Raw genomic sequence first — 14288 nt, 5'->3', positions numbered from 1 at the left:
GGCGGCAGACGGGACTCGCGCATCCTGCTTGACCATTGACTGCGCAGTGGTGACGCAATAGGCTTGGCACTGCTTCGGTTCGCCGGGCGTGCCTCACAGTGATCCCTTAACAGGAAACGTCATGAAAAAAGTACTATTTTTCCTTGCTGCCATGCTGATGATCCCCATGGTTCACGCCGCCCCCGAATTCAAGGAAGGCGTCAACTACGATGTGGTCAAACAGACCGGTAGCGCCCAACCGGAAGTGCTGGAGTTCTTCTCCTACTACTGCCCCCACTGCGCCAAGTTCGAGCCGATTGCCGAGGATCTGAAGAAGAACCTGCCGGAAGGCGTGCCGATGAAGAAAAACCCGGTGGCCTTCCTGGGCCGCGAGATGGGCCCGGAGATGCAGCGTGCCTACGCCGTTGCCAGCCTGCTGAATGTTGAAGGCAAGCTGACCCCGGCCATCTTCGACAAGATCCACACCCAGCGTCAGTACCCGCAGAGCCGTGCCGACGTGAAGCAGATCTTCGTGGACAACGGCGTGCCGGCCGAAGAGTTCGACGGTGCCGTCGACAGCTTCGCCGTCTCCGGCATGGTCTCCCAGTTTGACCGCAACACCGAGAGCTACAACATCCGCGGTGTGCCGGCCTTCCTGGTCAACGGCAAGTACATGGTGAAGATCGAATCCATTACTTCCCAGGAGCAGTTCAACCAGCTGGTGAAATTCCTGCTGGCCAAGAAAGACTGATCCCGTCAGACCCGATGAAAAAAGCCCGCCGGTGCAAACCGGCGGGCTTTTTGTTTGCCATCAGATTGGCCGAAGTCAGACCCCGACGTGGAACGCCTGCTTGAGGTTGCGGATGAAGTCCGCATCCCGGCACAGGGTCTTGCCGGGGCTGTCGGAGATCTTGGCGACCGGGCCGCCGTTGCACTCCATCAGCTTGAACACGATGTTCATCGGGCTGACGCCGGGCAGATCGCAGGTGAGCTTGGTGCCGATGCCGAAGCTGGTGTTGATGCGACCACGGAAGTGCCGGAACAACTCGACCGCCTTGTCGAGGTTGAGGCCATCGGAGAACACCAGCGTCTTCTCGGTGGGATCGATGCCGAGCCGCTGATAGTGGCTGATGGCCTTCTCGCCCCACACCACGGGATCGCCGGAGTCGTGGCGCAAGCCCTGGTAGCGGCTGGCCAGCTCGAAATCGAAGTCGCGCAGGAAGGCATCCATGGTGATGCAGTCGGTGAGCGCGATGCCGAGGTGATTGGTGAACTCATCGAGCCAGCTGGTGAGGGCGGCACGCTGGCTGTGCTCGAGCGGGAAGCCGAGCTGCTGGTGGGCCTGGAACCACTCGTGGGCCTGGGTGCCCACTGCCGGCAGGCCGTACTTCTGGGCCAGCAGGTAGTTGCTGGTGCCGCGAAACGCCGGCAGCCGTTCCTTGAGGCGACCCACCACCGCATCCTGCACCGCGAGGGAGAAGCGGCGCCGGGTGCCGAAGTCGATGAGGTTGAACTCGCTCATCTCTTCCCGGCTCAGCTCCCGCTCCAGCTTGTCGATCTTCTGATCGAGCCGCTCCAGCGCCTGAGTGGCGCCGAACTGGGGGTAGCGGAAGCGGTTGCGCATCTCGCTGATGATGGCGAGCACCGGGATCTCCCACAGGATCACGTCCTGCCAGGGGCCCTCGACCCGCACGTTGATGCGACCATCCTGCTCGAACACCTTGAGCAGGGAGGCATCCAGCGGCTTGCGACGCAGGTGATCCAGATAATCGGCGGTAAAGAAGGGGCGCTCGGCGAGAAAATTGAGTTCGGGTCTGGTCAGCCGCAGAGAACCAGCGAGGTGCAGCTGCTCCTCGATCTGCCCCATCATGGGCAGCAGGTCTTCCTCGTTGCGGCTGTGGAACTCGGCCACCACCTCGGCATCCGGATAGCGATGGAACACCGCCTGCTGCATGTGCAGCTTGTAAGCATCTGTATCGAGCAGGCTGTTGAGTATGGGTGGCATATCAGACTCCCCGCAGGCGGGTGAACGCAAGAGCGCTCCCCTGCCGCTTTTGTAGATTGCAGACGCCGGTATCGGGCAGGCTGATGAGAATGAGGGGCATATCAGGCGTCCAGCAGGCGTTGTACATCGATCAGGCTCTGGGCGAGTTCGGCGCCGGCCTCGATCATCTGGGTGTGGGCGCTGGCAACCGTCTCGGGGGCGATGCCACGACAGGCATCGAGATGGACGATCACCCGGAAACCGGCGCGGCGCAGCTGCAGCACGCTGGTCTTGACGCAGTAGTCGGTGGCGAGGCCGCCGGCCAGTACGGTAGTGACGCCGCGGGCGTGCAGAAACTCGATGAGTCCGGTGCTGCGGCGCTCGGCCAGATCGTGGAAGCAGGTGCCGTAGGGGTGCAGATCCGGCTCGACCCCCTTCCAGACGAAGAAGTCGTAATCGACCGGGGCTGGCAGGCCGTCGAGCAGTTCGAAGCCGCGGGTACCCGGCACGCAGTGCACCGGCCAGGTGAGGTCGGCGTTGGGCAAGTCCAGCGGCAGCAACATGCCGGCGGGATCGCTGACGGCCCAGGCGGCGTTGGCGGGATGCGAATCCTTGCTGCCGATCCGCAGGCTGGCGAGGGTGGCCTGAGCGTTGAGCGCAGCCACAATATCATCCCCGCCCGCGACGGGCAGTTCGTTCGGGCAGAGGGGGGTAAAGCCCTTCTGCGCATCAATATCCAGGCTGGCGACGGTTCCCATTGAGTGGCTCCTGCACATACTATTCGTGTGATATTATCTACCAAACATTAATCGAAGGCGAGCAGGGCGATCGGCATGTTGAGAATGAGTCTGGATATGGTGGTGCTGCGGTTGAACGAGGAGCGGCTCGAGCTGCTGCTTGAGACTCGCGATCGCCCGCCCTTTGCCCACTGCTGGCAACTGCCGGCGCTGCGCATCGACGAGACCCGGGATCGGGATCTGGACGCGGCTCGCCATCGCCTGCTGACCGAGTGGGGGCTGGGCCACTGCTACAGCGAGCAGGTCTGCACCCTCGGCAATCTGGAGCGGGATCCCCGTGGCTGGTCCACCACCTTGGTCTATCTCTGCCTGGTGGACTCCGAGGTCGAAGCCGTGCACGGCTGCTGGCACCCGCTCTGTGATCTGCCGGGGCTCAGCCTCGCCTTCGACCACACTCAGCTGATTGCCCGAGGGCTGGAACGACTGCGGATCAAGAGCCGCTACAGCACCTTGCCGCTGCAACTGCTGGGGGCCGAGTTCACCCTCTCCGAGGTGCAACGGGCTTTCGAAATCATCCTGCAGACGCCGATGAACACGGCGGCCTTTCGCAAGCGGATCCACCGTGCCGGCATCCTGCTGGATACCGGTCGCAAGCGTACCGGCAAGCAGCGCCCCGCCATCCTCTACCGGATGGAGAGCCCCTGCTGCGTGATGTTCGATCAGGTGATGAACGGAGCGGAAGCATGAGTGGCGCAGGCGTGCACAAGGTATTGGTGAGTGCCTGCCTGCTGGGCCCATGTTCGTTGCGCGACGAGGGCCCAGATTTTAGCCAGCGGAGGAGCAAAGCATGAGTGAGACCAGCGTGCACAAGGTGCTGGTCAGCGCCTGCTTGCTGGGTCAGCCGGTGCGCTACGACGGTCAGAGCAAGGGCATTGTCAGCGATTGGCTGCGCGAGCTGGGGGCTGAAGGACGAGTGCTGGCGTTTTGCCCCGAGGTGGCGGGTGGTCTGCCGACCCCGCGCCCGCCTGCTGAACGGCAAGGCGAGCGGGTGGTGACCGAGAGTGGACTGGATGTGACGGCCGAGTTCGATCACGGCGCCCGGCTGGCGCTGCAACTCTGCCAGGCTCAGGGCATTCGCTTCGCCCTGCTGAAGGAGGGGAGCCCCTCCTGCGGCAGCGGCCGCATCTACAACGGCCGTTTCGAGGGTGTCTCTGTGGCGGGCGAGGGCATGACCACGGCCCTGCTGCGCCGCCACGGCATCCGGGTGTTCAGCGAGGATCAGCTGCCCGCGCTGGCCTCGGCGCTCGCCTTGGCTGCCTGCGGCTCGGCCTGAGCCGCCGCATCGGCTGCCTGCCACTGCGCCAGCACGGCGTCCTTATCCTGCCAACGCTGGTTCAGCCACTGCTGGAAGCCGCGTTTGAACTGCTTGTCGTTGAAGTAATCCCCCACCAGCTGCTCATCCACCGGCAGCTCCTCGATCCGTACCCGGATGCGCTTCATCCGCCCCATCAGGAAATCCTTGAAGGGGGTTTCGGGGTTGTCCGGGTAGCTGATGGTGACGTTGATCAGGCTGTCGAACTGCTCTCCCATGGCCGCCAGGGTGAAGGCCAGCCCTGCCGCCTTGGGCGACATCAGGTGCTGGTAACGGGAGCGGGAGGCGTCGCGCTTCGCCTCGGTGAAGCGGGTCCCCTCCACGAAGTTGATGACAGTGGTGGGGATGTGGCGAAACTTCTCGCAGGCGTTGCGGGTGGTCTCGATGTCCTTGCCCCGTAGATGCGGGTTCCTCAGCAAAAACTCCCGTGAGTAGCGACGCATAAAGGGCATGTCGAGCCCCCAGCAGGCCAGCCCCAGCAGCGGGATGTAGATGAGTTCGTGCTTCATGAAGAACTTGGGCACCGGCAGCCGGTCGCGAAACAGGTGGCCCAGCACCACGATATCGGTCCAGCTCATGTGGTTGCTGACGATCAGATACCAGCCATCCTTGCGCAGCCGGGTGTCATCCTCCACCTGCCAGTCGATGCGGGTAGTGAGGCGGATCACCAGGGCGTTGCAGGCCAGCCACAGGCGCATGAAACGGTTGTTGAGGCGACTGCAGGCACGGCCAAAGGCCGGGATCGGCAGCAGCAGCTTGGCCAGTGACACCAGCAGGATCAGGCTGGCGCACAGGGCGGTAAACAGTATGGTCAGGCCGGCGCTGATGAGCAGCACCAGCGGACCCGGGAGCAGGGTTAGCATGGCGTCGTTGAGGGCGTCTTGTCCGCCAGCAGCTGATCCAGGGTCTGGTCTTTCTCATGCCAGATCCCGTTCAGCCACTGTTGAAACTCTTGTTGGAACTCGGGGTCATTGAAGTAATCCCCCACCAGATTGCGTTCGATCGGCAAAAAGCGGACTCGAACCTTGATCTCCTTGACCCGACCGCACATGAAGTCCCAGTAACTGGGGATGCCGTCCGGATAGGCGATGGTCACATCCACCAGCTTGTGCAGCTGATCACCCATGGCCGCCAGGGTGAAGGCGATGCCGCCAGCCCGCGGGTGCAGCAGGTGGCGATAGGGTGCCGCCTGTTTGTCGTGTTTGCGGGCGGTGAAGCGGGTGCCCTCCACGAAGTTCATTACACTCACCGGAATATGGCGGAACTTGGCACAGGCCTGGCGTGTTGTCTCTATGTCTTTTCCCTTCAGATGCGGCTTCTTTTCCAGCAACTTGCGCGAATATCGCCGCATGAAGGGGAAGTCCAGCGCCCACCAGGCCAGACCGAGAAAAGGTACCCAAATCAGTTCTTTCTTGAGGAAAAACTTCAGGAAGGGGATTTTTTGATTAAAAATCCGCTGCAGTACCAGTATGTCGACCCAGGATTGATGGTTGGCAATCACCATATACCACTCATTCCGGCACCCTTTGTCCACTCCGACCACATCGAAAGGGGTTCTGATGATGGTTTTCTGGATCAGGTTGTTGAAACCGATCCAGCAGCCGGCACTGCCATCCAGCAGCGCGTTGCAGAGGGTGCGCCAGCCCTTGAGGGGCAGCAACAGCTTGAGCAGGCCCAGCGTGAGGATGGGGATAAACCAGAACAGGGTGTTGAGAAAATAGAGCAGGGTCGAGAGGCTGCCGCGCAGTCGCTCAATCAGCTTGTTGGGCATGAGTCGGGTCCGTCTTGCTGTCGATAAGGGGCCATCAAGTGGTCAGATCTGTGGCCATAATATCAGCCGATGGCTCGCGAGACCATGCGAGGGGCCATCGCGGTCGCTTCCTGCCTTGTATCAGCCGCTGCGCAGCCGCGACAACAGCCGATCCATAGCCCGGTAGCCGAGCGCCTCGATCAGGTGCTCCTTCTCGATGGCCTGCCGTCCTGCCAGATCGGCGATGGTGCGCGACACCCGCAGGATGCGGTGCCAGGCCCGGATGCTGAGCCCCAGCTTCTGGATGGCGTTCTCCAGAAACTCGGCATCCTGCGGCGATAAGCAGCAAATTTCTTCGATTTCACGGCTATCAAGCAGGTTGTTGAGCTTGCCGTTGCGGCTCAGCATGCGCTCCCGTGCCCCCAGCACCCGTTCGCGGATCTGCTGGCTCGACTCTCCCCGCTCCGCCTTGCCGGTCAGGCTGCCCTTGGGCAGCAGTGGCACCTCCACCGTCAGGTCGAAGCGGTCGAGAAAGGGGCCGGAGAGCTTGCCGAGGTAGCGCAGGATCTGATCCGGGCTGGAGCGGGTCTGGCCATCGCCATAGTGGCCGCAAGGGCTGGGGTTCATGGCGCCAACCAGCTGGAAGCGGGCGGGAAAATCCACCTGGCGGGCGGCCCGGCTGATGGTGATGTGGCCGGTCTCCAGCGGCTCGCGCAGGGAGTCGAGCACCTTGCGCTCGAACTCGGGCAGTTCATCCAGAAACAGTACCCCGTTGTGGGCCAACGATATTTCGCCGGGCCGTGGGTGGCTGCCGCCGCCCACCAGCGCCACGGCCGAGGCACTGTGGTGGGGCGTGCGGTAGGGCCTGTGATGCCAGTGACCGGCGCGCGGGGTGAGGCCGCCGATGGAGTGGATGGCGGCGGTCTGCTGCGCCTCCTGCTCGCTCAGCGGCGGCAGAATGCCGGGCAGACGGCTCGCCAACATGCTCTTGCCGGTGCCGGGTGGGCCGATGAACAGCAGGTTGTGGCTGCCGGCGGCGGCGATCTCCAGCGCCCGCTTGGCCTGGGACTGGCCGATCACGTCCTGCAGGTCCGGCACATCGGGCAGGGCATCCGTGGTCTGGGGATCCGGCAGCGGCAGTTCGTACTGGCCCGCCAGCCAGGCGGTGACGGCCAGCAGCTGATGGGCGGTGCGCACCTCGGCGTCCTGGATCAGCGAGGCCTCGGGGCCGTTTTCTCGCGGTACCAGCAGGGTGCGACCCGCATCGCGGCAGGCGAGTACGGCGGGCAGCACCCCGAGCACGGGACGGATCTCGCCGGTCAGGGCCAGTTCGCCTAAAAATTCGTGATCGAGCAGGTATTTTGCGGGTATCTGCTTGGAAGCAGCGAGGATACCGATGGCGATGGCCAGATCGAAGCGGCCCCCCTCCTTGGGCAGATCGGCGGGCGCCAGATTGACGGTGATGTGTTTGCTCGGGAACTCGAAATTGCCGTTGAGCAGGGCGCTGCGCACCCGATCCCGCGACTCCTTCACCGAGGTTTCCGGCAGGCCCACCATGTTGAAGGCGGGCAAACCGTTGGAGAGGTGCACCTCCACCGTCACTTGCGGGGCCGCGACACCCAAGCTGGCACGGCTATAAACCACAGCTAATGACATAAATCCCGTCCTTGGTTTGATATATGTGCTGGTTAACCGTTTTTTATTAGTTTTTTGTTCCAATTGACGCGTTCTGACTCAGTCAAAATCAGAGTCTTGTCAGGCAAAAAACGCTTGCCCAATAAAATTCACCGTGCTAGTTCTAATAGCCATTCGCGGTAGAAACCGCCCCAATTTCACAGGATTTCCGGTTGTAACTATGAACATGGCCTCCCGTTTCGTCAGCATTATTGTGGTCCTAGTGGTGATTATTATCTCACCGCTCGGGGCTCGTTTAGCTGCACGGAACAAGGGATAGACCCACCACCGGACAGAACGAAACAAGCGACCCCCGAGCCTCACAGCTCGGGGGTTTTTTTTCGACCACAGGACAGGATTTTCCAGATGAACGGCGCGCAGTTTTTGGTACAGGCTCTCAAGCAACAGGGTGTGACTCAGGTGTTTGGTTACCCGGGCGGGGCCATCATGCCGGTCTACGATGCCCTGTATGACGGTGGTCTGGCCCATCAGCTCTGCCGCCACGAGCAGGGTGCCGCCATGGCGGCGGTGGGTTATGCCCGCGCCTCCGGTCAGGTGGGGGTCTGCATCGCCACCTCCGGCCCCGGCGCCACCAATCTGGTAACCGGTCTGGCGGAGGCGCTGCTCGACTCGGTGCCGCTGGTGGCCATCAGCGGTCAGGTGCCCTGCGCCGCCGTCGGGACCGATGCGTTTCAGGAGGTTGACGTGCTCGGCATGTCCCTCTCCTGCACCAAGCACTCCTTCATGGTGACCGATGTGGCCGATCTGCCGCAGGTGATCGCCGAAGCCTTCGCCATCGCCAGTGAGGGGCGCCCGGGCCCGGTGCTGATCGACCTGCCCAAGGATGTGCAACTGGCCAAGGTACCAACCCAGAGCCCGCTGTTTGCGGTGGCAGAGCCCGAGCATCTGAACCAGGCCGAACTGACGGCCGCCCGCACCCTGCTGGCCGCCGCCGAGCGCCCGGTGCTCTACGTCGGTGGTGGGGTGGGCATGGCCAATGCCGAGCAGCAGTTGCGCGAGTTTGCCGCCGCGACCGGCATGCCGGCGGTCACCACCCTCAAGGGGATCGGCGCACTCGACCCCGACAGCCCCGTTTATCTCGGCATGCTCGGCATGCACGGCACCAAGGCCGCCAACTATGCGGTGCAGCAGTGTGACTTGCTGGTGGTGGTGGGGGCCCGTTTCGATGATCGGGTGACCGGCAAGCTGGAGGAGTTCGCCCCCGAAGCCAAGGTGATCCATCTGGATGTGGATGCCGCCGAGTTTGGCAAGCGCCGCGCCGCCGAGGTGGGCATCACTCAGGATCTCAAACAGGTGCTGCCGCGCCTCGCCATGTCCCTCTCCATCGACCCATGGCGTGAGCATTGCGCGAACATGGCCCGCGAGTATGCATTTCGCTACGACCATCCCGGCCAGCCCATCTATGCCCCGGCGCTGCTCAAGCAGCTCTCCGCCCGGTTGCCAGAGAGCAGCGTGGTGGCCTGCGACGTGGGTCAACACCAAATGTGGGTGGCCCAGCACATGCGCTTCACCAGCCCGCGCAACCACCTCTCCAGTGCCGGTCTCGGCACCATGGGCTTCGGCCTGCCGGCCGCCATCGGCGCCAAGATGTCGCGCCCGGAGGATGAAGTGGTGCTGGTGAGCGGTGATGGCTCTTTCATGATGAACGTGCAGGAGCTTGGCACCATCCGCCGGGCCCAGCTCAAGGTGAAGATGGTGCTGCTGGACAACCAGCGCCTCGGTATGGTGCGTCAGTGGCAGGAGCTGTTCTTCGACGGCCGCTACAGCGAGACCATCCTCTCCGACAACCCCGATTTCATCGCCCTGGCTGCCGCCTTCGGCATCCCCGGCGAAACCATCACATGCAAGGATCAGATAGCCGGCGCCCTCGATCGCCTGCTGGCAAGCGAGAGTGCCTACCTGCTGCATGTGGCCATTTCAGAGGAAGAAAACGTCTGGCCCCTGGTTCCGCCAGGAGTCGCCAACCACCAGATGATGGAGCAACGCCCATGAGTCAGTTCAATACCTTGCAAATCCATGCCCAGCCCAGACCCGAAGTGATGGAGCGGGTGCTGCGGGTGGTTCGTCACCGCGGTTTCAACCTCTGCGCCCTCAACATGGAGCAGGATTGCCAACAACTGCGGATCACGGTTACTGTCGAGTCGGTGCGTCCCATCCAGCAGTTGTGGAGCCAGCTGGTGAAGCTGGTGGACGTTTCCCGGGTCGATGCACTGGAACAGCAACCCCGGATCAGAGCTTAAGGAGCCAAGCCAATGTCACAGCCTTCCCAATCCGCCACTCACCCGCAATACATCTGGTTCAACGGCACACTGGTGCCCTGGCAGGATGCCCAGGTGCACGTGATGAGCCACGCCCTGCACTACGGCTCCTCGGTGTTCGAAGGGGTGCGTGCCTACGACACCCCCAAGGGCACCTGCATCTTCCGCCTGCAGGAGCACACCCGCCGCCTGTTCGACTCCGCCAAGATCTACTGGATGGACATCCCCTACAGCGAGGCTGAAGTGAATGAAGCCTGCCGCACCGTGGTGCGCGAGAACGGCCTGAAGGGCGGCTATCTGCGCCCACTGGCCTTTGTCGGCAACGTGGGGCTGGGGCTGCATCCGCCGCTGGATGCCAAGGCCGACCTGATGGTGGCCGCCCTGCCGTGGGGCGCCTATCTGGGGGAAGAGGGGCTGAAAAACGGGGTGGATGTGTGTGTTACCTCCTGGAACCGGCTCGCTCCCAACACCATTCCCACCGGCGCCAAGGCGGGCGGCAACTATCTCTCCTCCCAGCTGATCAGCCGCGAGGCCAAGCGCAACGGCTTCGCCGAGGGGCTGGCGCTGGATGTAAATGGCTACCTGAGCGAAGGGGCGGGGGAGAACCTGTTCCTGGTGAAGAACGGCGTGCTGTTCACCCCGCCCGCTACCGCCGCCATCCTGCCCGGCATCACCCGCGACACCATCATGACGCTGGCCCGTGACTTGGGTTACGAGGTGCGCGAGCAGGCGCTGCCCCGTGAGGCGCTCTATGTCGCAGACGAAATCTTCATGACCGGCACGGCGGCGGAAGTGACGCCGGTGCGCTCCGTCGATCGGATGAAGGTGGGCGCAGGCTGCCGCGGCCCGGTGACCGAGCAGCTGCAAAACGCCTTTTTCGGCCTGTTCAATGGCCAGACCGAAGACAAGTGGGGCTGGCTGACGCCCGTCAACGACTGATGAGAGAGGGGAGGCGCTGTGCCTCCCCGAGTCGCTTCCGGTCAGGGCACTGCGCGGTGCCCTTACCAGGATCGATTCCCGATCCGAGAGTCACTTTTTCATTTCCAAAGATAATGAGCCCGCTGGGCATTCAGGGAGTAGAGACAATGCCGAAGTTGAGATCCGCCACCACCACCCACGGACGTAACATGGCCGGGGCCCGCGCCCTGTGGCGCGCCACCGGAATGACCGATCAGGATTTCGGCAAGCCCATCATCGCCGTGGTCAACTCCTTCACCCAGTTCGTGCCGGGCCACGTTCACCTCAAGGATCTGGGCCAGCTGGTGGCGCGCGAGATCGAAGCCGCCGGCGGGGTGGCCAAGGAGTTCAACACCATCGCCGTGGATGACGGCATCGCCATGGGCCACGGCGGCATGCTCTACTCCCTGCCGTCGCGCGAGCTTATCGCCGATTCGGTGGAGTACATGGTCAACGCCCACTGCGCCGACGCCATGGTCTGCATCTCCAACTGCGACAAGATCACCCCGGGGATGCTGATGGCCGCCCTGCGCATCAACATCCCGGTGATCTTCGTCTCCGGCGGCCCGATGGAAGCGGGCAAGACCAAGCTCTCCGACCAGATCATCAAGCTGGATCTGGTGGACGCCATGATCCAGGGCGCCGACCCCAAGGTCTCCGACGCTCAGAGCGAACAGGTGGAGCGCAGCGCCTGCCCCACCTGCGGTTCCTGCTCCGGCATGTTCACCGCCAACTCCATGAACTGTCTGACCGAGGCGCTGGGTCTGTCCCAGCCGGGCAACGGTTCCCTGCTGGCAACCCACAGCGACCGCGAGCAGCTGTTCAAGCTGGCGGGCCAGCGCATCGTGACCCTGGCCAAACGCTGGTATGAGCAGGATGATGCCTCGGCACTGCCGCGCAACATCGCCACCAAGGCGGCGTTCGAGAACGCCATGGCGCTCGACATCGCCATGGGCGGCTCCACCAACACCGTGCTGCACCTGCTGGCGGCGGCCCAGGAGGCGGGCGTCGACTTCACCATGGCCGACATCGACCGCATGTCGCGCAAGGTGCCGCAGCTGTGCAAGGTGGCACCCTCCACCCAGAAATACCACATGGAAGACGTGCACCGCGCCGGCGGCGTGGTCGCCATTCTGGGTCAGCTGGAAAAAGCGGGCCTGGTGCACGGGGACACCCGCAACGTGCTGGGAACCTCGCTGCTGGAGCTGCTGGCCGAATATGACGTCAGCCGCCAGCCCAGTCAGGAGGTGGTGGACTTCTATCGCGCCGGGCCGGCCGGCATCCGCACCACCAAGGCCTTCAGCCAGGATTGCCGCTGGCCCGAGCTGGATCTGGACCGCGCCGAAGGCTGCATCCGCTCGCTGGACAACGCCTACAGCCTGGAAGGGGGCCTGGCCGTGCTCGCCGGCAACCTGGCGCTGAACGGTGCCATCGTCAAGACCGCCGGGGTGGATGAGGAGAACCTTACCTTCCGCGGCCCGGCCCGGGTATTCGAGAGCCAGGACACGGCGGTTGCCGGCATTCTGGACGGCACCGTCAAGGCCGGTGAAGTGGTGGTGATCCGCTACGAAGGCCCGAAAGGGGGCCCCGGCATGCAGGAGATGCTTTACCCCACCACTTATCTCAAGTCCATGGGGCTCGGCAAGGCGTGTGCGCTGATCACCGACGGTCGCTTCTCCGGCGGCACCTCGGGTCTCTCCATCGGCCACGTCTCGCCGGAGGCGGCCTCCGGCGGCACTATCGGTCTGGTGGAGGATGGCGACATCATCAACATCGACATTCCGGCCCGCAGCATGGTGCTGGAGGTGGCCGACAGCGTACTGGCTGCCCGCCGCGTTGCCGTGGAAGCCCGTGGCTGGAAGCCGCTCGATCGCCAGCGTCAGGTCTCCTTTGCCCTGCGCGCCTACGCCATGTTCGCCACCAGTGCCGACAAGGGTGCGGTGCGCGATCGTTCGATGCTGGAGGAATAAACCATGGTCTCTGCGGCGGATTATCTACGCAAGGTGCTGCTCTCCCCCGTCTATGAGGCGGCGCGGGTTACCCCCTTGCAAACCCTGAAGAAACTCTCCGAGCGGCTCGGCAATCACGTCAGCCTGAAGCGGGAGGATCTGCAACCGGTCCACTCCTTCAAGCTGCGGGGTGCCTACCACAAGATCGCCACTCTGACCGAGGAGCAGAAGGCGCGCGGCGTCATCGCCGCCTCCGCCGGCAACCACGCCCAGGGGGTCGCCCTGTCTGCCGCCAAGCTCGGCATCAAGGCGATCATCGTGATGCCCAAGACCACGCCGGACATCAAGATTGACGCGGTACGCCGTCAGGGCGGCAACGTCATGCTGTTTGGCAACAGCTTCGACGAGGCTTATGGCGAGAGCCGCCGCCTTGCCGAGTTGGAGGGCTACACCCTGATCCCGCCGTTTGACGACGTCGAGGTGATCGCCGGCCAGGGCACCATCGGCAAGGAGCTGCTGGAGCAGGATACCCACCTCACCCACGTGTTCGTGCCGGTGGGCGGCGGCGGGTTGGCTGCCGGGGTGGCGGTCTACATCAAGCAGCTGCTGCCGGATGTGAAGGTGATCGGGGTGGAGGCGGAGGGCTCCGCCTGCCTCAAGGCCGCGCTGGCGGCCGGCGAGCCGGTCAATCTGGATCGGGTATCGCTGTTTGCGGACGGGGTGGCGGTCAAGCGCATCGGCGAGGAGACCTTCCGCCTGTGCAACCAGTATCTGGACGAGGTGGTGACCGTCTCCAACGACCAGATCTGCGCCGCGCTCAAAGACATCTTCGATGACTGCCGCGCCATCGCCGAGCCGTCGGGGGCCCTGTCGCTGGCGGGCCTCAAGGCCTACAGCGAGCGGGAACAGGTGAAAGGGGGGCGGATGGCGGCCATTCTGTCCGGCGCCAACGTCAACTTCCACAGCCTGCGCTACGTGTCGGAGCGCTGCGAGATCGGCGAGAAGCGCGAGGGCATGCTGGCGGTGACCATCCCCGAGCGCAAGGGGGCCTTCCTCGACTTCTGCCGTCAGCTCGGCCCCCGCATGGTGACCGAGTTCAACTACCGCTACGCCGATGCGGAGCAGGCGTCGCTGTTCGTCTCGGTGCGCCTCACCGGCGGTGACGAGGAGCTGGGCCAGATCATCGATCAGCTCGGCGGCAACGGCTATCCGGTGGTCAACATGACCGAGAGCGAGCTGGCCAAGAACCACGTGCGTTACATGATTGGCGGCCGCCCGGCCCGGCCCCTCGGTGAACGCCTCTACAGCTTCAAGTTTCCGGAGCAGCCGGGCGCCCTGATGCGCTTCCTCGAGACCCTCGGCTGTCGCTGGAACATCAGCCTGTTCCACTACCGCAACCACGGCGCCGACTACGGCCGGGTGCTCTGTGCGTTCGAGCTGCCTGATGAAGACGTGGCGGCCTTCCACGACTACCTGCACGCGATTGGCTACGGCTGGAAAGAGGTGAGTGACGACCCCGCCTACCGGCTGTTTCTGGCCAGCTAGGTGGGTTGCAAGCAACAAGAGGGAGGCCATTGGCCTCCCTTTTTCATGGCGCTGGCCGGCAC

13 protein-coding genes are annotated in these 14288 nt (G+C 63.7%); 8 read left to right on the top strand and 5 right to left on the bottom strand.

Annotated features, from left to right (window positions below; translation table 11 throughout):
- The first annotated feature begins 121 nt into the window (after window positions 1-121).
- Complete coding sequence (locus tag ACB032_RS16310) at window positions 122-730, top strand: thiol:disulfide interchange protein DsbA/DsbL (protein ID WP_011707872.1); 609 nt, start codon at window positions 122-124, stop codon at window positions 728-730.
- Window positions 731-805: 75 nt separating this feature from the next.
- Here the strand turns inward: ACB032_RS16310 and pncB are convergent, their stop codons facing one another.
- Both pncB and ACB032_RS16300 read right to left on the bottom strand, forming a co-directional pair.
- Window positions 806-1984: a nicotinate phosphoribosyltransferase gene (pncB, locus tag ACB032_RS16305; RefSeq protein ID WP_130631437.1), complete on the bottom strand. Its 1179-nt coding sequence runs from the start codon at window positions 1982-1984 to the stop codon at window positions 806-808.
- Window positions 1985-2085: 101 nt separating this feature from the next.
- Window positions 2086-2721, bottom strand: coding sequence for a nicotinamidase (locus tag ACB032_RS16300; protein WP_011707867.1), 636 nt, complete (start codon window positions 2719-2721; stop codon window positions 2086-2088).
- Between the two features lie 75 nt (window positions 2722-2796).
- On the opposite strand from ACB032_RS16300, the gene ACB032_RS16295 reads away from it, so the two are divergent.
- Entirely contained in the window at window positions 2797-3447 is a 651-nt protein-coding gene (locus tag ACB032_RS16295; RefSeq protein WP_011707866.1) for a DNA mismatch repair protein MutT, read from the top strand.
- A gap of 100 nt (window positions 3448-3547) precedes the next feature.
- Window positions 3548-4033: a DUF523 domain-containing protein gene (locus ACB032_RS16290; RefSeq protein ID WP_371138332.1), complete on the top strand. Its 486-nt coding sequence runs from the start codon at window positions 3548-3550 to the stop codon at window positions 4031-4033.
- Here ACB032_RS16290 and ACB032_RS16285 read toward each other — a convergent pair.
- The 3 genes from ACB032_RS16285 to ACB032_RS16275 form a co-directional block, all read right to left on the bottom strand.
- Window positions 3979-4935, bottom strand: a complete 957-nt coding sequence (locus ACB032_RS16285) for an acyltransferase (RefSeq protein ID WP_241417101.1) — start codon at window positions 4933-4935, stop codon at window positions 3979-3981. The two genes, ACB032_RS16290 and ACB032_RS16285, sit on opposite strands and share 55 nt — an antisense overlap.
- Window positions 4929-5843, bottom strand: coding sequence for an acyltransferase (locus ACB032_RS16280; protein WP_371138331.1), 915 nt, complete (start codon window positions 5841-5843; stop codon window positions 4929-4931). Before ACB032_RS16280 ends, ACB032_RS16285 begins: the two co-directional genes overlap by 7 nt.
- Window positions 5844-5963: 120 nt before the next feature.
- The gene (locus ACB032_RS16275; RefSeq protein ID WP_371138330.1) at window positions 5964-7478 is read right to left on the bottom strand and encodes a YifB family Mg chelatase-like AAA ATPase; all 1515 of its coding nucleotides are present in this window, start codon (window positions 7476-7478) and stop codon (window positions 5964-5966) included.
- A 384-nt stretch (window positions 7479-7862) separates the two neighbouring features.
- Here ACB032_RS16275 and ilvG point away from each other — a divergent pair, with 384 nt between their 5' ends.
- The 5 genes from ilvG to ilvA all read left to right on the top strand — a co-directional run bounded on the left by ilvG (window position 7863) and on the right by ilvA (window position 14226).
- A complete protein-coding gene (gene ilvG / locus ACB032_RS16270; protein ID WP_371138329.1) occupies window positions 7863-9509 on the top strand; it encodes an acetolactate synthase 2 catalytic subunit in 1647 nt (548 codons plus the stop codon).
- Window positions 9506-9757: an acetolactate synthase 2 small subunit gene (gene ilvM / locus ACB032_RS16265; RefSeq protein ID WP_005306810.1), complete on the top strand. Its 252-nt coding sequence runs from the start codon at window positions 9506-9508 to the stop codon at window positions 9755-9757. The genes ilvG and ilvM overlap by 4 nt, the downstream gene beginning before the upstream one ends.
- A gap of 12 nt (window positions 9758-9769) precedes the next feature.
- A complete protein-coding gene (locus ACB032_RS16260; RefSeq protein WP_371138328.1) occupies window positions 9770-10714 on the top strand; it encodes a branched-chain amino acid transaminase in 945 nt (314 codons plus the stop codon).
- 146 nt (window positions 10715-10860) lie between these two features.
- Complete coding sequence (ilvD, locus tag ACB032_RS16255; protein WP_371138327.1) at window positions 10861-12702, top strand: dihydroxy-acid dehydratase; 1842 nt, start codon at window positions 10861-10863, stop codon at window positions 12700-12702.
- Between the two features lie 3 nt (window positions 12703-12705).
- The gene (gene ilvA, locus ACB032_RS16250) at window positions 12706-14226 is read left to right on the top strand and encodes a threonine ammonia-lyase, biosynthetic (protein WP_371138326.1); all 1521 of its coding nucleotides are present in this window, start codon (window positions 12706-12708) and stop codon (window positions 14224-14226) included.
- Window positions 14227-14288 lie beyond the last annotated feature (62 nt).

The sequence above is a fragment of the Aeromonas sp. S5(2024) genome (assembly GCF_041403025.1).
GTDB classification, from domain to species: Bacteria; Pseudomonadota; Gammaproteobacteria; order Enterobacterales; family Aeromonadaceae; genus Aeromonas; species Aeromonas hydrophila.
This window is presented reverse-complemented; position numbering and strand designations above follow the sequence as displayed.